Genomic DNA, 19,130 nt, shown 5'->3' with positions numbered 1-19,130 from the left:
CCTGATATTAATAAATCAAAGTTATATTCTAGCAAGTTAACTTCAAATTCCAGATCAAAGTCTCAAGAAGATAAACTTTATTATTTATTTGCTAGTAATCGTCAATAAAAATATAGAATAAATTCGATTTCTGAGTTAGGCTTTTTCTATGAATATAGAGAAAAGTCTTTAATAATTGGGAATAAAGATGAAAAAAATAGATAAAGGCTGATAATACATATGAATGAGATTATTGTCTTGACTGAACCTCAATTCCAAATTCTAGTTTGGCTCTCATATCGTATTGCCGCCACTTTTGCATTTGGTCTGCCTTTGTTTCTCTTCATTTGGGCGAAAATTTCCAATTCAAGCTCTATTGATCGGTTGTTATCAATTTATTGGAAAGTTTCTAGTCTTTACGCAATAAATATTCTGTTTCTAAGTAGTGAGAGCCAATTAGGCATATTCATATCTCTAATCTCACCCATACTAATGATTGCTTCTATTTGGTTTTGGGTTGATCTTAATGAAGAAATTGACGAGATGTACATATATAATCCAATTTCATTAACAACAAGAATTTGGCGTTGGAGCTTATCCTTCTGGGGAATTTTAAATACTGGACTACATATCATTAGTTGGAGATGTTTAAATTCAATAAATGGAAACTATTGCGATACTTGGAGAGAAATCCCATACAATACATTTATTACAACAAAAATCGTTATAAAGTTTATCTTAGATGGTGATTGGACTACAACTTTAGCGACATTTTTTGCATATCTAGCTTTGATAATATATTTAATAGGTTTACTCCAATGGCTTGTGATCCAATTCCCCAAAAATGGACGTTTTGCGGGTAAGTTTTAGAAAATAATTAATTTATATTTAAATAGCCAAAACTACTTTTTCACATCTAGTGCAAATCTTTGGATGGTTTTGATTTTGACTCATTTCAACTTCGTAATGCCAACATCTTTCACATTTAAATCCTTTGGCTTTAGCAATATCCACTGATGCAATATCATTATCTTCACTGACTAAAACCTCAGCCCACGGCTCACCTCCAATTTGCAAAGATGAAACAAGGAACCAATCTCTCAAGATATCAACCTTGTTAGATTCACTTTCAGATAACCATTCGATAGCACCTTTAACTTTTTCATCAAAGATATCAACTCTTACTGAAGCTTCTAAAGAGGAACCTAATTCTTGATTATTTCGACAGCTTTCCAACATACGATTAATAACTGTTCTAAGTTTGCGTAATTCAGCAACATGAATATTAAGACTATTATTTCGCCACGAGTTAGGTGCTTTAGGCCATCCTCTTTGAAAAACAGAGTTTTCCTCTAAGCTATATGGAATGTTTTGCCAAATATCCTCTGCCATATGACATAAAACAGGTGCAATTAAGCCAGAAATTTTCTCAATAACCAGGGATAAAACTGTCTGACAACTTCTTCTTCTAAAGTCAGTTTTAGAGCTCACATACAACCTATCTTTTGCTATGTCTAAGTAAAAATTTGATAGCTCAACTACACAAAAATTCTGAATTGTTTGGAAAAACTTAGAGAATTCGAAATTAGAGTACGCGTCAGTTATCTCATCAATCACTTCAGCTGTTCTATTCAACATCCATTGATCTAATAATGGTAGGTTGGAAATATCAATGGAATCTTTTTTATAATCAAAATCATAGAGATTTCCTAATAGATACCGAGACGTATTTCGTACTTTGCGATAAACGTCAGAAATTTGCTTAAGTATATTTGAACCAATAGGAACATCTGCCGAGTAATCAACAGAACTAACCCAAAGCCTCAAAACATCTGCTCCATAAGCAGGATCTAATTTTTTATTTGAACCGCCATTAATTATAACTAAAGGATCAATAATATTGCCTAAGGATTTACTCATTTTCCTGCCATTCTCATCTAAAGCAAAACCATGTGTAAGGACTTTCTTGAAAGGTGCATATTCATTTACTGCTACCGAAGTCAATAAAGATGACTGAAACCAACCCCGATGTTGATCAGATCCCTCCAAATACAAATCTGCTGGATAATTTATTTTTTCTTTATTGGAAATAACAGAAGACCAACTAGAACCTGAGTCAAACCAAACATCCATAGTATCAGTGCCTTTTTGCCATCGATCTGCCTCGTTTAAATAAGACGGAGGTAACAGCTGAGAAACTTCGTATTCCCACCAAACATCTGCTCCATGAGTAGAGAATAAATCAGTTATGTGAGCAATAGTTTCTTGATTAAGTAGAATTTCTTTCCCATTTTTTTCATAAAAAACTGGTATTGGTACTCCCCAAGTCCTCTGTCTTGAAATACACCAATCTCCTCTTTCTCTAACCATGGAATGAATTCTATTTTTCCCAGATTCAGGGAGCCAAATAACATCCTCAATTGAAGAAAGTGCTTTATCCCTAAACCCTTCAACAGAAGCGAACCATTGCTCTGTAGCCCTAAAAATAGTTGGTTTCTTAGTTCTCCAATCATAAGGATACTTGTGCTCATATGGAATTTCTTTAATCAATGATCCAGTATTAATGAGATCATTGATTATTGTATTATTAGCATCTTTTAATACATTTAGGCCTTCAAATTTTCCAGCTTCTTTAGTTAAAAAACCTCTCGCATCTACAGGACAAGTAATTGGTAAATTATATTTTTTACCAGTATTAAAATCATCAACACCATGACCTGGAGCAGTATGTACTAATCCAGTTCCAGAGTCAGTAGTTATGTAATCTCCACCTAATACTACAGGACTTCTTTTATCAAATAAAGGGTGATGATATAGAATCCCATCTAATTTCGATCCATTTATTAATACTCTTTTTTTATAATTAACTCCTACGCTTTCTGAAACATCTGCCAAAAGATCATTAGCAATAATTATTAAAGATCTATCAGAGCCTTGTGCAATTACATAATCTAATTTTTGGTTAACAGATATTGCCTCATTTGCAGGAATTGTCCAAGGCGTAGTTGTCCATATAACAAGTTTAACTTCTTTTAATTGCCCTTCAGAATTAAAAAGATCGGGAGCTTGATTAGAAATTTCTTGAGTTAATATTTTTGGTATTTGATCAACTTTAAATCCCACATAAATACTTTTGCTAACATGACCACTTGGGTATTCTAATTCCGCTTCGGCCAGAGCAGTTTGAGAACTTGGACTCCAATGAACAGGTTTCAAGCCTCTATATATGTATCCTTTGAAAACCATTTCGCCAAATAACTTAATCTGGGACGCTTCAAACTTTTTGTCCAAAGTTAAATATGGTTGATCCCAATCTCCCCAGACTCCCCACCTTTTGAAACCATCCATTTGCTGAGAAACTTGCTTTTTTGCATAGGCAGCTGCTTTTTTCCTCAATTTGATAGGGGTAAGTTCCTCCCGTTGAGTTTTATCCAAACCTTGAAGAACTTTCAATTCAATAGGCAACCCATGACAATCCCATCCCGGAACATAACAAACTTTTTTACCTCTCATAGTTTGGAATTTATTAATTATGTCCTTCAATACTTTGTTAAGAGCATGGCCCATATGCAGCGTCCCATTTGCATATGGGGGGCCATCATGCAAAGTAAAAGTCTCTCCAGTGTTTTTTAAGCCTAATTCGAAATCTATTTTTTCTTCAGCCCAAAAAGCTTGTAACTCAGGTTCTCTTTGAGTTGCATTAGCCCTCATCCCAAAATTAGTATGTAGAAGATTGAGAGTGTCTTTGTATGTAGGGCGATCCTTTTTAGAATCTTTATTTACATTATTCACTTTGAGAAATATCCAGTAGTCAACATGGTTACTTTAGGCCTTTTAACCTTATCAAGAAGTCTCTTCATTTTCAGGTAATTCTTGATTTATGATCTTATTGGAACCATTTGGAACAGATTGATCAACTACTTTCTTCTTGACTTCTTCTTTCAATTCTGGATGAACCCATTTTTTTTCTTTTAAAGGTTTTTCAGATTTGTTCGTAAAGCTTGTAATAACCTTTAAAAATCCATTGATTAGTAAAGCAAAACTTTGACTGAGCTGTTTAAAAGATTCAAACCATCTTTGAAAAGATCCAATCCGCTTTATCTCTTCAGGGCTTAATTTATACCACCTATTTTCAATGATTTCTAAAATCATTTGTCCATACAAAATTGCCATAGAAATAACGAGTAAATTTATCGAACCTCTTAAAAGATCATTCTCCACTAGGAGAAATAATCCTAAAAATAAAAAAAGTCCGCCCATTAACCAATCTCTCGGCCTACTTATTTCGACAAGCATTAAAGGTAAAAACAATATCAAAAGTCCAACAAAAAGAAATAAATATCCAAAAATAGAAACAACCATATTTTTGTCAATATGAATTTGGTTTGTGGTGGGAGAAACTCCTTAAACAACTACAAATCATGCTTCATAAAAATAGAATTACCAATCTCTCGCATATCAATATAAAAATTACATTAATCTTTTTACGTTCACGAATCAAAAATAGTCTTTAAATAGCCATCAATGAGCTGCTAGAATTAACTGATTATCGGTGAGAACCTAGGCCCACCTGGCGGAATTGGTAGACGCGCTGGTTTTAGGTACCAGTGACTTTAGTCGTGGGAGTTCAAGTCTCCCGGTGGGCATTTTTTAATTAAGCTGTACAAGCTCATTTATCTACATCACATCAAGCAATGACCCAGTGCTTATCGAGGTCTGACAAAGATAAGGCAACAAAAAAACTGAAGTCATTACGAGACTGGCAAAATGAGATCCAGGACTATCTTGATCCGCCTAAGCCCATAAACGTAACTTTAGGGCTATTCATTGGTGGGTATTGTCTTGCAATAATTAGTGTTTGGCAGTGGTATCAAGGGAATTGGCCGTTACCAATACTAGTCGCATTGGCTTTTTTGGCTCTCCACATGGAAGGAACCGTTATTCATGATGCCTGTCACAATGCTGCCCACCCAAATAAATGGATCAATCAATTCATGGGGCATGGTTCGGCCATATTACTAGGTTTTAGTTTCCCAGTTTTCACAAGAGTTCATCTCGAACATCACAAATACGTTAACGACCCCAAAAACGATCCAGATCATATAGTTAGTACTTTTGGTCCTATTTGGTTAATAGCTCCAAGATTTTTTTATCATGAATATTTTTTCTTTGAACGAAAACTGTGGAGAAAATTTGAACTAATGCAATGGGGAATTGAGAGGGGAATATTTATTTGCATTGTAATTGCGGGAATTAAATATAATTTTATGAATGTTATTTATAATCTATGGTTTGGGCCAGCATTAATGGTGGGAGTAACTTTAGGAATATTTTTTGATTATCTTCCACACAGACCTTTTCAATCTAGAAATAGATGGCGAAATGCAAGAGTTTATCCAAGTAAATTAATGAATTTGTTAATAATGGGACAAAATTATCATTTAGTTCATCATTTATGGCCATCAATTCCCTGGTTTGAATATAAACCTGCTTATGAGGCTACAAAACCTCTCTTAGATCAAAAAGGGTCTCCTCAAAGAATGGGTACTTTTGAAACTAAAAAAGATAGTCTGAATTTTCTCTATGATATTTTACTTGGAATTAGAAGTCATAAAGAAAGAAGAAGTAAAATGAGGTCTTTTGCAAGAATCTTACCCAAAAATAATTGGAGAAAAAAATATATAAAATTAATTCATAAAACTCGTATAAAAACAGAAACCAAAAGGTAATTTATAAATCTAAAGTATTTTAGGCACTCTAAAAAAATCACCTTCTCTATGAGGTGCTTGATTAAGAATATCTTCCCTTGAGGAATTAACTTCAACAAAGTCATCCCTCATTGCATTAACTACTTCAACAGCTCTAGTAGTAGGGGGAATATTTTCAGTATCTATTTCTTGTAGGTGATCAACATACGAAAGTATATCTTCGAGTTGCTTTGTATAAGTTTCTATTTGATCTTCTGGCAGTTCTAAACGGGCTAACTGCGCAACCTTACGAACATCAGACGTAGAAATTTTAGTCATGTTTATGTTAGAAAATTTTCAAGATCTTTATTTAATGAAAAAGAGACCTCATTAGCAAAGATCTTAGTGATTTCGTTTAGACAATTCAGTTCATATAACATTGTGCCATCTAAATGCCTATTGTGGAATCCTAAGTTCTAGTCGATTAATAAGCAATTGGAGAAATCTATTATTAAGTGAGTAATATGAGTCAAAAGAAATAGTAAGCAAATCTCAATTCTTACAAGAGAATTCTTCTCTAGGCCATCTCATTTGGTCGCTCCGAGCTTAATTGGCTGTTTTTTAATTAAGCGTTTATCAAAGAACAACTATCTTGCTGGTGTAATTGTTGAAACTGAGGCTTATTCTCAAGAAGAAGGCTCATGCCATGGTTTCTCAGGCAGAACTCAAAGGAACGAAACCCTTTTTGGAGAACCTGGTAACTTTTACATATACCTTTCATATGGAATTAATAATTGCGTTAATATCGTTACAGGAGAGAAAAATTGGGCAAATGGTGTACTTCTTCGATCAATAGCAATAAATGGTGAAAACGAGAGAATTGCCTCTGGACCAGGATTATTAGCAAAAAGATTTGGATTAAATCGGAATTTTGACAATTTACCTTTATCACCCTCAAATAATTTTTGGTTAACGCAGGGAGTAAATTTTACAAAAACGGGAAATATTGTTCAGACCACAAGAATTGGCATATCTCAAGCTAAAGATATACCTTGGCGTTGGTACCTAAAATGTAGTAGGAGTGTTAGCAAAAGGGTTAAAGGAGATCGAATTCCTCCAAAAAATAAGTGTTGGTCACCACCTACATTTGAGGGATTATGAATAATTGGACACATAATCACATTCTTGATCTATCTACTTTTTCTTTAGAGGACTACAACACAGTTTTAGAATTAACAACCAGATTCAAAGATGTCCATAAATCAAGTTCTAGAAAACTTCCTGCACTGCAAGGAAGATTGATTACTAACTTATTTTTTGAGCCAAGTACAAGAACACGATCTAGCTTTGAACTTGCTGCAAAGAGACTATCTGCTGATGTTCAAAATTTTTCTGTATCAGCAAGTTCTTTAAGCAAAGGAGAGACTCCATTAGACACAATCCTCACATACATCTCCATGGGTGCTGATATTTTAGTAATCAGGCACGAGTCTACAAATGTGCCGGCGGAGTTAGCTAATTATTTAGATACAAATAAAATAAACACATCTATTGTTAATGCAGGAGATGGATTTCATAGTCATCCAAGTCAAGGACTTTTAGATTTATTTACACTAGCTAATTTCTTTAATCCAAGCGAACCATCCACTAAGAGTATTTTAAACAAAAAGATCACAATAGTTGGAGATATTCTTCATTCTAGAGTTGCACGATCAAACCTTTGGGCCCTTACTGCATGTGGAGCTGAAGTAACGCTTTGCGGACCTCCAAGTCTACTTCCAGAAGAATTCATTGATTTTGTTCTCAATCCTCCGCCAGGGCAAAAATTTGACCCAATCAATAAAAGAGGTTCTATTTGCATAGAAAGATCCCTAAAAGATGCCTTGAAAAATAGTGATGCTGTCATGACACTTCGATTACAGAAAGAGAGAATGAAGCAAAATATGCTGACAGATCTAGATAGTTACTATGCAAAATATGGAATAACACATGAAAGTTTAAAATGGTGTGAAAAGAAAGTTCCTGTCTTACATCCCGGACCAGTGAATAGAGGAATAGAAATAAGCAGTAAATTAGTGGAAGATAATTCAATCAATCTTATAAGCAAGCAAGTAGAGAATGGTATTCCAACAAGAATGGCCTTGTTGTATTTACTAGGGTTAAGTAAAAACAATTAATTGCATTTATAATAATTTTAATCCCTCTGAAAAAAGTCCATAAGCTATTCCGAGCCTAAACATGTCTAAGACCCATACAAGAATTTTTGGCTTTTTCAACTTTAAAAAAATAAATCTAGCTTTAATTAATATTTCCAAAAATACTAATACTATAAATGCGCCAACCGGGTCCATCAAATCAAGTACTCCATTGATCATACCAATTGAACTACCAAGGAAAAAACCTATCAAAAAAATAATTACCAACAATGAATATCTTCTCCATGGATTTGCAGCCCAATTTGCTAGCCTATCAAAAATCTTTGCAGATGATTTATATAAAACTGTTTTCTGCGTTCTTGGAGGCATATGGAAAAAAACAAAAAATTACTTTAGATTTTTCTCATTAGTAAATTCTCTAACATATACATAATAAAACAAAGATCACATAAAGCAAAAAAATTATTCAATCAAAATATAAACAATCAAATTTCCTTTAATATGAAAAATATAAATTATTTAAATTTAAAAAATATCTTTTAAAGGTCTATTTAAGATAAAATCTAAATATCATGAATAATTCAACTTTATCTGGGAAAAAAATATTAGTTGCTGTCACAGGAAGTATTGCAGCAGTAAAAGCTCCTGTTTTGGTTAGTCGTCTAGTAAAAGCTGGGGTAGAGGTCAAATGCGTCATAACGCAGAGCGCAGCTAAGTTAGTTAGTCCCCAATCTTTATCTACCTTAAGCAGAAATAAATGTTATCAAGATAAAGATCAGTGGGATGATTCTCAAACTAAGCCCTTGCATATTGCATTAGCAGAATGGGCAGAGCTCATTATTGTTGCACCCATGAGCGCCACATCTTTATCCAAATTTACTATTGGAAATGCTGATGGGCTTTTGGCGAGCATTCTTCTAGCCAGTCAATCTCAAATACTGTTTGCTGCAGCAATGAACACCTCAATGTGGGGAAATCAATCAGTAAAAAAGAATTGGAATTTCATAAAGACCATTGATCAAATTATAAGCCTCGAGCCTAGTGAAGGACTTTTAGCATGCGACAGAGTTGGTGATGGGAAAATGGCAAATTTAGATATTATTGAATTAGCCTCTGAAAGTGCATTTATTTTCAAGGCAGAGAATAAGTTTCTCACCAAAGATCTAATAGGCATAAGGTTTCTCATATCAGCTGGGCCTACCGTCGAAGATCTTGATGCTGCAAGACAATTAACAAATCGAAGCAGTGGAAAAATGGGGGTTTTGATAGCTCAAGCTGCAAAGTTAAGAGGTGCAGAAGTCGACTTAGTTCATGGCCCAATAAGGGTTCAAGAAGACCTTCTAGAGGGGCTTAATACTTACCCAGTAAGAAGTACAGCTGAAATGGGAGCAAGAATTGATGATTTGCAACCATCTGCTCAAGTTATTGTTATGGCTGCAGCAGTATCAGATTTCAAAAAAAATAATCCATGTGCGCAAAAAATTTCCAAAGATTTTTTTTTAAAGTCCCTTTTTGATGATTTAGAAATGACTGCCGACCTAATTAAAAAACAAACAAGCAAGAAATTAGAAAATCAAATTTTCCTAGGTTTTGCTGCTGAGACTGGAAATGACAATGAAATTATTGAGAAGGGAGAGAAAAAAAGAGTTTTGAAAGGTTGCGACCTTCTTATGGCCAATCCCATTGACAGATCTGGGCAGGGATTTGAGGAAAACTTCAACAGTGGTTTCTTGTTAGGTCCGAAAAAAATGGTCAAAAAATTATCATTATCGACAAAACTTTCAATATCTCATCAACTTTTAGATGAAATTCGAAATCTAAAATCATAAATTTACAGATATTTTGAGTATTTGTTTTTTTTCAATAATCAGCGTCAAAACTTATGAAACGACTGCTGCAAGGGGCTTTTCAAGGAAAATAGAGCGTTGAATACAACAAACAAAAAGCTACGGGTTGTATAGAGCTATCAAATGCTTGTGATAAGAAGTATTTGACACCTGTAATATCCCAACTGAATTAATTGGGCGGTTTCGACCGCAGTCATCTAGCCCTCTCATGCGATTTCGTCCTCTGCTGGCTTTGATGCTGGCTTTTTGTCTCACCTTTACAGCTCTCCCATCAAGCGCATCTGCAGCTTTAAAAGGGCGCGAGCAAGGCAATGCTCGTTTTGGCAATGTTGTTAATACTGGCCAAGCTGATGCTTGCACTGTTTTACCAGCGGGTTCATCGGGTTCTATCAATGCTGATGGCCAATTTAAAAGTTTATGCCTTCAGCCAACAGAAGTTTCAGTAAAACTTCCAGGTAACAAGCGAAATAAATCTGATTTTGCGATAGCAAAAATTATCAGTCCTCGCTTCAACACAAGTCTTGATGAAGTTTATGGAGATCTCTCTGGAGGTAAATTCACTGAAAAAGGTGGTATTGACTTCTCTTTAATTACAGTTCTAGCTCCAAATGGAGAGGAATTTCCTTTTGCTTTCTCTGTTAAAGAGATGGTTGCTGAATCCAAGAAAGGAAAGTCAATTGAACCTGGAGCTGAATTTTCAGGTCCAACAACAACTCCAAGCTACAGATCTGCAGACTTTCTTGATCCAAAGAGCCGTGCTAAATCAACTGGTGTTGAATATGCTCAAGCTCTCATTGCTCGTGGGGGTGATGATGAAGATCTTGCAAGAGAAAATGTTAAAGATGATCTTGGCGGTAAAGGTGAAATAACTCTTACTGTCGATAGTGTTGATGCAGATACTGAAGAATTTGGCGGCCAATTTGTTGCCATCCAACCTTCAGATAATGACCTTGGATCAAAAGATCCAGTTGATATCAAAATTAAAGGTATCTTCTATGGTCGCAAAGCCTAAAAAAACAACCATTTTAATCAAAGAAAAAGGGGGTTAAAACCCTCTTTTTTTTTGGGAAAAATTTAATCCAAACAATTTCTCAAATATGGGCCCTTTATCTGGGAGAATTTGCCGGGTTACTTCACGGGAAAATGACTAGCAAGCAAAATTCCAATAGAAATCAGGAAGGTTTGATCAAACCTTATGGTGGAGAACTTTTAAACCTTATGGCATCTGATCAAGAGGCAAAAGAGTTAAAAAAAAATTCTTTTAAAACTTTAAATTGTTCAGATAGAAATGCTTGTGATATTGAACTTCTTTTAGTAGGTGCTTTTTCACCTTTGAATGGATTCATGAGTGAAAAAAATTACAACTCAGTTGTCAAACATAATCGAATCGAATCAGGTCTGCTTTTTGGATTGCCAATTGTTATGGATACTGATAGGGAAGATATAAATCCAGGAGATTCAGTTTTACTAAATTATAATGATCAAGAACTGGCGATTTTAGAAGTAGAAGAAAAATGGACACCTGACAAAGTGATTGAGGCCCAGTTTTGCTATGGAACAACTTCTTTGGAGCATCCTGCGGTAAGAATGATCTCTATGGAGAGAAAAAAATATTATTTAGGGGGCTCTATAAAAGGTCTCGAATTACCCAGAAGAGTTTTTACTTGCCAAACCCCTGCTCAAGTAAGGGAGAAACTTCCACCTGGAGAAGATGTTGTCGCATTCCAGTGCAGAAATCCAATTCATAGAGCCCATTACGAGCTTTTCACAAGAGCCTTAGAAGCAAATAATGTCAGCCAAAATGGTGTTGTTCTTGTTCACCCAACTTGCGGACCTACTCAAGAAGATGACATCCCTGGATCAGTAAGATTTCAAACTTATGAAAAACTTGCCTCTGAGGTGAATAATCCAAAAATCAGATGGTCATACCTCCCTTATTCGATGCATATGGCTGGGCCAAGAGAGGCTCTTCAGCATATGATTATTAGAAGAAATTATGGATGCACTCATTTCATTATTGGACGAGATATGGCCGGTTGTAAGTCCTCTCTCAGCGGAAAAGATTTTTATGGTCCATATGATGCTCAGGATTTTGCAAACAAGTGCTGTGAAGAATTAGAGATGCAAACAGTTCCATCTTTAAATCTCGTTTTTACTGAGGAGGAAGGATACGTAACCGCTAATTATGCAGAAGAAAAAAGATTACACGTAAAAAAATTAAGCGGCACTCAATTCAGAAAAATGCTCAGGAGTGGGGAAGAAATTCCTGAATGGTTTGCATTTAAAAGCGTCGTTGATGTACTAAGAGCCGCATAGTTGGACCTGATCCTATTAAACTCTTGTTAGATATAGAAGAACATTGAACAAACGCTGGAGAAACATAGGCCTCTATGTCCTAATTGTTGTTGTTGTGATTTTTGTTGGAAGTGCTTTTTTCGATAAGCCAAGTCCGACTAAAGCATCTAGGACACTTAGATATAGTGACTTCATAGAAGCTGTTCAAGACAGACAGGTAAGCAGAGTGCTGATATCTCCAGACAAAGGCACAGCTCAAATTGTTGAAAGTGATGGAAACAGAGCTTTGGTTAATCTGGCTCCTGATCAAGAGTTGCTGCAACTTTTAACTGATAATGATGTTGATATTGCTGTACAACCAACTACTCAAGCAAACCCACTTCAACAAGCAGCTAGCAGCCTTATTTTCCCAATTCTTTTACTTGGAGGTCTATTTTTTCTATTTAGAAGAGCTGGCTCTGGTGGGGGTGGAAATCCAGCTATGAGTTTTGGAAAAAGTAAAGCAAGATTACAAATGGAGTCAGAGACAAAAATTACTTTTGGAGACGTTGCTGGAATTGAAGGTGCAAAGCTTGAACTTACTGAAGTAGTTGATTTTCTAAAAAATCCTGACCGCTTTACAGCTGTCGGAGCAAAAATTCCTAAAGGTGTTTTATTAGTAGGCCCTCCAGGAACAGGAAAAACTTTGCTTGCGAAGGCAGTAGCTGGTGAAGCTTCTGTCCCATTCTTTTCCATCTCAGGTTCTGAGTTCGTAGAAATGTTTGTTGGAGTTGGTGCTAGCAGAGTCAGAGATCTTTTTGAACAAGCTAAAAAGAATGCTCCTTGTATAGTTTTTATTGATGAAATAGATGCTGTAGGTCGTCAACGTGGAGCAGGCCTGGGAGGGGGTAACGATGAAAGAGAGCAGACGCTAAACCAGCTGCTAACAGAAATGGACGGATTTGAAGGTAATACAGGAATAATTATTGTTGCTGCAACCAACAGACCCGACGTGCTTGACTCTGCACTAATGCGACCTGGGAGGTTTGACAGGCAAGTAACCGTAGATCGACCTGATTACTCAGGTAGATTACAAATACTTAAAGTTCATGCAAAAAGTAAAACTCTTTCAAAGGGAGTTGACCTAGATCAGGTGGCTAGAAGAACACCTGGTTTCACTGGGGCTGATTTAGCAAATCTGTTAAATGAAGCTGCGATATTAGCTGCCAGAAGAGAATTAACTGAGGTCAGCAACGACGAAATAGGTGCTGCAATAGAGAGAATCATGGTTGGTCCAGAGAAAAAAGATACAGTAATGAGTGAGAAGCGTAAAAGGCTAGTTGCCTACCATGAAGCTGGACATGCCGTAGTTGGAGCTGTAATGCCAGATTATGACCCAGTACAAAAGATCTCAATCATTCCAAGAGGACAGGCTGGAGGTTTAACTTTTTTCACTCCCAGTGAAGAAAGAATGGAATCTGGTCTTTATTCAAGGTCTTACTTACAAAATCAGATGGCTGTTGCACTTGGAGGGAGAGTTGCAGAGGAAATTATTTACGGAGAAGATGAAGTAACTACTGGTGCTTCAAATGATCTAAAGCAAGTAGCTTCAGTTGCAAGGCAAATGATTACGAAATTTGGCATGAGTGACAAGTTAGGGCCAGTAGCTTTAGGTCGATCTCAGGGGGGCATGTTCCTTGGTAGAGACATTTCTGCGGAAAGAGATTTTTCAGAAGATACAGCTGCCACTATTGATTCAGAAGTCTCAATTCTTGTTGAAATTGCATATGAAAGGGCCAAAAAAGCTTTAAATGAAAACCGTCAGGTTCTCGAGGAGTTAACATCAATGCTTATGGAAACTGAGACCGTTGATTCTCTTGAATTCCAGGATTTATTAATTCGCCATGAAGTTAAAGTTGCAGAGTATGCTTAGTCAAAAAATATAATCAATTTTTGGAAGTCAAGCAAAATAATTTAATAAAAAGGCTTAAATTACAGCCTTTAATAGTTCTTATCAGGCTAGAAGATGAATTTTTTGACATATCAAAAAAAAGAGATAATTTATTTTTAAAAATCGAAAAACTATTTAATTATGGTATTAAAAATGTTGAGATAGGTTGGGATTCAAATGTAGAATGGGTTAATTTGATATCAGAAATAAAAAAGAATTTCAAATCAATTAATCTTGGTGCTGCATCAATTGAATCAAAAGAATCTTTAGATTCAATTCTCTCATTAGATCTAAATTATTCGATGAGTCCATTATTTAATAAAGAAATTCACCTCAAAGCCATACAAAATAATCAACTAGTTATTCCAGGAATATCAAATATTCATAATTTCAAAGAAGCTATTAATCTCGGATATAAAATTGTAAAAATTTTTCCTGCATCAACATTAGGAATTAACTTTATAAAAGAATTAAAAAAGATAAATCAAAAGGATATGTTTTTTATTGGTGCAGGTGGAATTAAAAGTAGAAACTTAAAAATATTTATAAAAAATGGATACGATGCATTAGTTATCGGAAGAGAATTACAAAATCAAACTCCTGACAAAGATCTAGAAATTTGGCTAAAAGATTATTCAGAATAGACTCTAAAAACCAATAATTAATTATTAATTTTAGATTCTGAACATTGTCCTCGATGCCTAAGCAAATGATCGGCTAAAACTATTGCAACCATTGCTTCAACCATTGGAACTGCCCTTGGCAAAACACAAGGATCATGTCTTCCTTTTGCCTTGAGAGTTACAGCATTTCCATCCTCATCAATAGTCTTTTGGCTTTTCTTAATTGTTGCTGTAGGTTTAAATCCAACCCTCAAAACTATATCTTCACCATTAGAAATTCCTCCTTGAATTCCCCCTGAGTTATTCGTAGCAGTTTTCAATTGATCAGATTCCGAAGGTACAAAAGGATCATTATGTTCACTTCCTTTCATATAAGTACCTCCAAAACCAGACCCAACCTCGAAACCTTTAGTGGCAGGCAAAGACATTAATGCCTTTGCTAAATCAGCTTCCAACTTGTCAAAGACAGGCATTCCAATACCTACTGGCGGATTGCGAACTACACATTCTATTACTCCTCCGCAGGAGTCTCCTTCTTTACCAAAAGCTTCTACTCGTTTAATCATTAAAGCTGCAGCTTTTTGATTTGGGCACCGAACAATATTTTTCTCAATCTCATCAAAAGTAACTTCATTGGGTTGAATATCAGCTTCAATATCATGAATTCTCTTCACCCAAGCAAGTATTTCCGTATTAGAAGACTTAGTGAGAAGTTGCTTTGCAACAGAACCAGCAGCGACTCTACCTATCGTCTCTCTTGCGGATGCTCGTCCTCCGCCACTTGAAGACTGAATTCCATATTTTTTTTGATAAGTAGCATCAGCGTGAGATGGCCTAAAAGCTTTTTTAATTTCAGAATAATCCTTAGGCCGATGATCTTTATTTCTAACAACCATCGCAATTGGTGTTCCTAAAGTTTTGTTCTCTAAAAGACCACTAAGAATTTCAACTTCATCACTCTCGTTTCTGGGAGTAGTGATTTTGCTTTGACCTGGTCTCCTTCTATTTAGATCATTTTGTATTTCATTGATATCAAGCTCCAACCTTGGTGGACATCCATCAATGATTACACCAACACCACCACCGTGAGATTCACCAAAAGTGCTGATATTAAAAAGTTTTCCGAAACTACTTCCCATAAATAAACCTATCTTCAAAATGCTAATCAATACTCACTAAAAAATAAACCAATAAATGAAATGCATAACTTGAAAAAAGCAAAAAAAAAGCCCTCTAAAAGAGGGCTTTGAAAAAATCAAGTTAAAGACTTAACCGATTGCAGGTGCAACAAGAGCTACAGAAGTAGACTCAGCAGCTGCTAGGTCAAGTGGGAAGTTGTGAGCATTACGCTCATGCATTACTTCCATACCAAGGTTTGCACGGTTAAGCACGTCACCCCAGGTTGGTACAACCTTGCCTGAAGTATCTACAACAGACTGGTTGAAGTTGAAGCCGTTCAAGTTGAACGCCATGGTGCAGATGCCCATAGATGTCAACCAAACACAAATTACTGGCCATGAAGCCAAGAAGAAGTGAAGGCTACGGCTGTTGTTGAAGCTTGCATATTGGAAGATCAAACGACCGAAGTAGCCATGAGCTGCAACGATGTTGTATGTCTCTTCTTCTTGTCCAAACTTGTAACCGTAGTTCTGTGAATCAAGTCCTGTGGTCTCACGGATAAGTGATGAAGTAACCAAAGAACCGTGCATTGCAGAGAACAAAGCACCACCGAACATACCTGCTACACCAGCCATATGGAATGGGTGCATCAAAATGTTGTGCTCAGCCTGGAAAACGAACATGAAGTTGAATGTTCCAGAGATTCCTAGAGGCATACCATCAGAGAATGAACCCTGACCGAATGGGTAAACAAGGAATACAGCGAAAGCTGCTGATACAGGAGCTGAGTAAGCAACACAGATCCATGGGCGCATACCCAAACGGTATGAAAGCTCCCACTGACGTCCCATGTATGCAGAGATACCAATTAGGAAGTGGAAGATTACAAGCTGGTAAGGGCCACCGTTGTAGAGCCACTCGTCAAGAGTTGCTGCTTCCCAGATTGGGTAGAAGTGAAGGCCGATAGCGTTACTTGAAGGAACAACAGCACCAGAAATGATGTTGTTTCCATACATGAATGAACCAGCAACTGGCTCACGGATACCGTCGATATCAACTGGAGGAGCAGCGATAAATGCAACGATGAAACAAGTTGTTGCCGCAAGAAGGCAAGGGATCATCAATACACCGAACCAACCGACATATATACGGTTGTTAGTGGAAGTAACCCACTCGCAGAATTGTGGCCAACCTTTGAGCAACGAAGAACGCTGCTGCTGAATGGTGGTCATGAGGACGAATGTGTATGTCCCTAATGGGACGGGTAAATAAGAGCAGGTAATTAGACTGCCAGACGTGATAATAAAGCGGAATGATGCTTTCTGTGGCCAATATGTAGGACAATTTATTAAGAGAATCAGCAAGTTGCGCCTGAAGAGCCCTTAAAATGTCTTAAGATTCTTTTAATATTTAGCCTCAGAGGTCAGCAATTGGTTCTTATAAAGTGGCTAATTAACGGTCATAGGTCTGAAGAGAGGGTTCCTTTATGTGATGCTCGTCACAGAAAATATGAATTGGAGGCTCAAGGGGCAGTTGTTTATTGGAGCGAGAGAACTTACTTTTGATGTACTAACTCTATAAATGATTGTTTCCATTCTTTTTTTACATCCCATAATTCTTTTTTGGTAAAGCTCATAGCGATATTTTTTTCCGCATAAGCTGCTTCATTGATGAAAACAGGAATATATGTTTCATCTTCGTCATACCTAATTATTTCACCATTCAACTTAAAAAATAATTCATCGTTTTTTTTTAATTCTTGCCAATCCTTCGATTGCCTAAATGAATGCACATAACCATCAATATTACCTTCTTCATCTCTAGGAAAATCAATACTTTTAATATGTCTGTGAATTATCAATTTATCAGGAAAAAAGAAATTCAAATTCTTAATTTGATGAATTTGTTCCATCAAACTTTCAAGAATTAATTTTGTCTGTGAAATAATTCTAGAATTCAATAGACCCTGACCTACAGGTCCAATTTCAACAACAAGTCCACAAGGCCAAGATTCAACTAAAAAACCTGTTTGTTTTTGATCAGATTCATGTAGATATACTGGTAAACCTAATTTATTTTGAATTAAAGAAGCCAAAGCCAAATCAGAACATCTTCTCCCATAAACAACTAGGCAACTTCCCATTGAGGCTGTGGTTGTATGAAAATCTAATGCTATTTGACAGGGGCTTTCTCCTGCCTCTCCATAAAGATTCACTAATTCATTAGCTCTGTTTCCCTCGAAATTTGAAGAATTGATACATAAAAATGATTCTTCTTTAAAACTACGATTCAAATCATTATGAATGTATCTTTTTCCTACCTTTTTAGCCTCAGGGTTTCCAATGACCGTACAAGTTTTAATCCCGTAAGTATTTATTAAAAACGGTGATTTTTTCCATTCATCAAAAAGCCAAATACCATTTATTTCATTACCATGCGTACCAGCCACTAGGAGTACTTGTAGCTGCATCATCATTCATCAACCATAGATATAAAAATAACCTTAAAAGATAGTCATGGCCATACCACCAATATTTGTAAAAGCTGCGAGAAACATATGGAGTTTTGAATGGAGAATTTTAATGAATGGTCTTGCACCATCTGATTCTAATGGAAATTACAATAGGCCTATAAATCTTCAACAACAAATTCAAATCCCGACAGAGAAGGATTTAAAGAATAGAGCATCAACTCAAATGCCAGGTTTGATTGTCGGCAAAAGTTGTCCTTGGGCACATAGAACATGGATAATTCATGAGATCAAAGGATTAAAGAAATCGATCAATCTTCATATTGCTGAAGTAGACACAGCAGGAGGAAGATGGATATTAGACCCTCCAATACAAGGATGTAAAACCCTGCAAGAGCTTTATGGGAAATGCGGAAATCATCAATCAAGACGAGCAACAGTACCAATGCTTTTCGATCCAGGCAATGAACCCGAAGCAAAATTAAGACTTATAAATAATGAAAGCGCTGAGCTTGTCGAAATATTAAATAATTGGCCTATATATGATCAAGAAATAGACCTTAATCCAAGCAAATATAAAAAACAAATTACTCACTGGCAAAATCTAATTCAAGAAAATATTAATAATGGAGTTTATAAATGTGGATTTGCTAGGAATCAAAAAGCTTATGAAAAAGCTTCTGAGAACTTGTTCTCAACTCTAAAAACTATAGAAGAAAATCTTCAATCAAGAGGTCCTTGGCTTTGTGGAAAGAATCTTTCAATTGCTGACATAAGACTTTTCCCTACCCTTATTAGATGGGAAGCAATTTATTACCCACTATTTAAATGTAGTAATAAACCAATTAAATCTTTCCCACATATAATTAAATGGAGAAAAAAATTTTTTAATATGTACAACATTAAAAAGACATGTGATGTTGATACTTGGAGAAAAGATTATTTTGGAGCTTTATTTCCTTTAAACCCAAGTAATATTATTCCTAAAGGAGAAGATATTACAACAACTATCAACAATTAATTA

At 35.8% G+C, this 19,130-nt stretch carries 18 protein-coding genes and 1 tRNA gene; 12 read left to right on the top strand and 7 right to left on the bottom strand.

Annotation, left to right across the window (positions count from 1 at the left end; genetic code table 11):
* Positions 1–219: 219 nt before the first annotated feature.
* Positions 220–849 carry a DUF3177 family protein gene (locus tag AC6EIY_RS09460; protein WP_498506662.1) on the top strand — a complete coding sequence of 210 codons (630 nt, stop codon included), beginning with the start codon at positions 220–222 and terminating at the stop codon, positions 847–849.
* Positions 850–867: 18 nt separating this feature from the next.
* On the opposite strand, the gene ileS is transcribed toward AC6EIY_RS09460, so the two are convergent.
* Complete coding sequence (ileS, locus tag AC6EIY_RS09455; protein WP_498506661.1) at positions 868–3,771, bottom strand: isoleucine--tRNA ligase; 2,904 nt, start codon at positions 3,769–3,771, stop codon at positions 868–870.
* A gap of 51 nt (positions 3,772–3,822) precedes the next feature.
* Positions 3,823–4,341 carry a hypothetical protein gene (locus AC6EIY_RS09450; RefSeq protein ID WP_498506660.1) on the bottom strand — a complete coding sequence of 173 codons (519 nt, stop codon included), beginning with the start codon at positions 4,339–4,341 and terminating at the stop codon, positions 3,823–3,825.
* Positions 4,342–4,543: 202 nt separating this feature from the next.
* Between AC6EIY_RS09450 and AC6EIY_RS09445 the strand changes: the two genes are divergently transcribed.
* Positions 4,544–4,625, top strand: a tRNA-Leu gene (locus AC6EIY_RS09445).
* A 48-nt stretch (positions 4,626–4,673) separates the two neighbouring features.
* Positions 4,674–5,708: a beta-carotene hydroxylase gene (crtR, locus tag AC6EIY_RS09440; protein WP_498506659.1), complete on the top strand. Its 1,035-nt coding sequence runs from the start codon at positions 4,674–4,676 to the stop codon at positions 5,706–5,708.
* A 9-nt stretch (positions 5,709–5,717) separates the two neighbouring features.
* Here the strand turns inward: crtR and gatC are convergent, their stop codons facing one another.
* Entirely contained in the window at positions 5,718–6,005 is a 288-nt protein-coding gene (gene gatC / locus AC6EIY_RS09435) for an Asp-tRNA(Asn)/Glu-tRNA(Gln) amidotransferase subunit GatC (protein WP_498506658.1), read from the bottom strand.
* 252 nt (positions 6,006–6,257) lie between these two features.
* Here gatC and AC6EIY_RS09430 point away from each other — a divergent pair, with 252 nt between their 5' ends.
* The gene (locus tag AC6EIY_RS09430; RefSeq protein WP_498506657.1) at positions 6,258–6,827 is read left to right on the top strand and encodes a DNA-3-methyladenine glycosylase; all 570 of its coding nucleotides are present in this window, start codon (positions 6,258–6,260) and stop codon (positions 6,825–6,827) included.
* On the top strand, positions 6,824–7,843 hold the full coding sequence (locus AC6EIY_RS09425; protein ID WP_498506656.1) for an aspartate carbamoyltransferase catalytic subunit: 1,020 nt from the start codon (positions 6,824–6,826) through the stop codon (positions 7,841–7,843). Before AC6EIY_RS09430 ends, AC6EIY_RS09425 begins: the two co-directional genes overlap by 4 nt.
* A 6-nt stretch (positions 7,844–7,849) precedes the next feature.
* Here AC6EIY_RS09425 and AC6EIY_RS09420 read toward each other — a convergent pair whose 3' ends face one another.
* Positions 7,850–8,191: a DUF565 domain-containing protein gene (locus AC6EIY_RS09420; RefSeq protein ID WP_498506655.1), complete on the bottom strand. Its 342-nt coding sequence runs from the start codon at positions 8,189–8,191 to the stop codon at positions 7,850–7,852.
* 203 nt (positions 8,192–8,394) lie between these two features.
* Between AC6EIY_RS09420 and coaBC the strand changes: the two genes are divergently transcribed.
* The 5 genes from coaBC (at position 8,395) to AC6EIY_RS09395 (ending at position 14,538) form a co-directional block, all read left to right on the top strand.
* A complete protein-coding gene (gene coaBC / locus AC6EIY_RS09415; protein ID WP_498506654.1) occupies positions 8,395–9,651 on the top strand; it encodes a bifunctional phosphopantothenoylcysteine decarboxylase/phosphopantothenate--cysteine ligase CoaBC in 1,257 nt (418 codons plus the stop codon).
* A gap of 226 nt (positions 9,652–9,877) precedes the next feature.
* Positions 9,878–10,681 (top strand): photosystem II manganese-stabilizing polypeptide, encoded by an 804-nt coding sequence (locus AC6EIY_RS09410; protein ID WP_498506653.1) that lies wholly within the window; start codon positions 9,878–9,880, stop codon positions 10,679–10,681.
* A gap of 131 nt (positions 10,682–10,812) precedes the next feature.
* Positions 10,813–11,985 (top strand): sulfate adenylyltransferase, encoded by a 1,173-nt coding sequence (gene sat / locus AC6EIY_RS09405; protein ID WP_498506652.1) that lies wholly within the window; start codon positions 10,813–10,815, stop codon positions 11,983–11,985.
* Positions 11,986–12,028: 43 nt separating this feature from the next.
* Positions 12,029–13,876: an ATP-dependent zinc metalloprotease FtsH gene (gene ftsH / locus AC6EIY_RS09400; protein ID WP_498506651.1), complete on the top strand. Its 1,848-nt coding sequence runs from the start codon at positions 12,029–12,031 to the stop codon at positions 13,874–13,876.
* Positions 13,877–13,896: 20 nt separating this feature from the next.
* A complete protein-coding gene (locus AC6EIY_RS09395) occupies positions 13,897–14,538 on the top strand; it encodes a bifunctional 4-hydroxy-2-oxoglutarate aldolase/2-dehydro-3-deoxy-phosphogluconate aldolase (protein WP_498506650.1) in 642 nt (213 codons plus the stop codon).
* A gap of 17 nt (positions 14,539–14,555) precedes the next feature.
* On the opposite strand, the gene aroC is transcribed toward AC6EIY_RS09395, so the two are convergent.
* Positions 14,556–15,656 carry a chorismate synthase gene (gene aroC, locus AC6EIY_RS09390; protein ID WP_498506649.1) on the bottom strand — a complete coding sequence of 367 codons (1,101 nt, stop codon included), beginning with the start codon at positions 15,654–15,656 and terminating at the stop codon, positions 14,556–14,558.
* Between the two features lie 129 nt (positions 15,657–15,785).
* Complete coding sequence (gene psbA / locus AC6EIY_RS09385) at positions 15,786–16,868, bottom strand: photosystem II q(b) protein (RefSeq protein ID WP_011294225.1); 1,083 nt, start codon at positions 16,866–16,868, stop codon at positions 15,786–15,788.
* 198 nt (positions 16,869–17,066) lie between these two features.
* Between psbA and AC6EIY_RS09380 the strand changes: the two genes are divergently transcribed.
* On the top strand, positions 17,067–17,201 hold the full coding sequence (locus AC6EIY_RS09380; RefSeq protein ID WP_498506648.1) for a YWSERL motif small protein: 135 nt from the start codon (positions 17,067–17,069) through the stop codon (positions 17,199–17,201).
* Here AC6EIY_RS09380 and AC6EIY_RS09375 read toward each other — a convergent pair.
* Positions 17,192–18,109, bottom strand: coding sequence for an aspartoacylase (locus AC6EIY_RS09375; RefSeq protein ID WP_498508207.1), 918 nt, complete (start codon positions 18,107–18,109; stop codon positions 17,192–17,194). The two genes, AC6EIY_RS09380 and AC6EIY_RS09375, sit on opposite strands and share 10 nt — an antisense overlap.
* 43 nt (positions 18,110–18,152) lie before the next feature.
* On the opposite strand from AC6EIY_RS09375, the gene AC6EIY_RS09370 reads away from it, so the two are divergent.
* Positions 18,153–19,127, top strand: a complete 975-nt coding sequence (locus AC6EIY_RS09370) for a glutathione S-transferase family protein (protein ID WP_498506647.1) — start codon at positions 18,153–18,155, stop codon at positions 19,125–19,127.
* Positions 19,128–19,130 lie beyond the last annotated feature (3 nt).

The organism is Prochlorococcus sp. MIT2304, assembly GCF_059772405.1.
This window is presented reverse-complemented; position numbering and strand designations above follow the sequence as displayed.

Excerpts from the sequence above, each read along its gene's own strand:
- AC6EIY_RS09460 (WP_498506662.1), top strand. The coding sequence starts at position 220 with ATGAATGAGATTATTGTCTTGACTGAACCTCAATTCCAAATTCTAGTT.
- AC6EIY_RS09450 (WP_498506660.1), bottom strand. The coding sequence starts at position 4,341 with ATGGTTGTTTCTATTTTTGGATATTTATTTCTTTTTGTTGGACTTTTG.
- crtR (WP_498506659.1), top strand. The coding sequence starts at position 4,674 with ATGACCCAGTGCTTATCGAGGTCTGACAAAGATAAGGCAACAAAAAAA.
- gatC (WP_498506658.1), bottom strand. The coding sequence starts at position 6,005 with ATGACTAAAATTTCTACGTCTGATGTTCGTAAGGTTGCGCAGTTAGCC.
- AC6EIY_RS09425 (WP_498506656.1), top strand. The coding sequence starts at position 6,824 with ATGAATAATTGGACACATAATCACATTCTTGATCTATCTACTTTTTCT.
- AC6EIY_RS09420 (WP_498506655.1), bottom strand. The coding sequence starts at position 8,191 with ATGCCTCCAAGAACGCAGAAAACAGTTTTATATAAATCATCTGCAAAG.
- coaBC (WP_498506654.1), top strand. The coding sequence starts at position 8,395 with ATGAATAATTCAACTTTATCTGGGAAAAAAATATTAGTTGCTGTCACA.
- AC6EIY_RS09410 (WP_498506653.1), top strand. The coding sequence starts at position 9,878 with ATGCGATTTCGTCCTCTGCTGGCTTTGATGCTGGCTTTTTGTCTCACC.
- sat (WP_498506652.1), top strand. The coding sequence starts at position 10,813 with ATGACTAGCAAGCAAAATTCCAATAGAAATCAGGAAGGTTTGATCAAA.
- aroC (WP_498506649.1), bottom strand. The coding sequence starts at position 15,656 with ATGGGAAGTAGTTTCGGAAAACTTTTTAATATCAGCACTTTTGGTGAA.
- psbA (WP_011294225.1), bottom strand. The coding sequence starts at position 16,868 with ATGACCACCATTCAGCAGCAGCGTTCTTCGTTGCTCAAAGGTTGGCCA.
- AC6EIY_RS09375 (WP_498508207.1), bottom strand. The coding sequence starts at position 18,109 with ATGATGCAGCTACAAGTACTCCTAGTGGCTGGTACGCATGGTAATGAA.
- AC6EIY_RS09370 (WP_498506647.1), top strand. The coding sequence starts at position 18,153 with ATGGCCATACCACCAATATTTGTAAAAGCTGCGAGAAACATATGGAGT.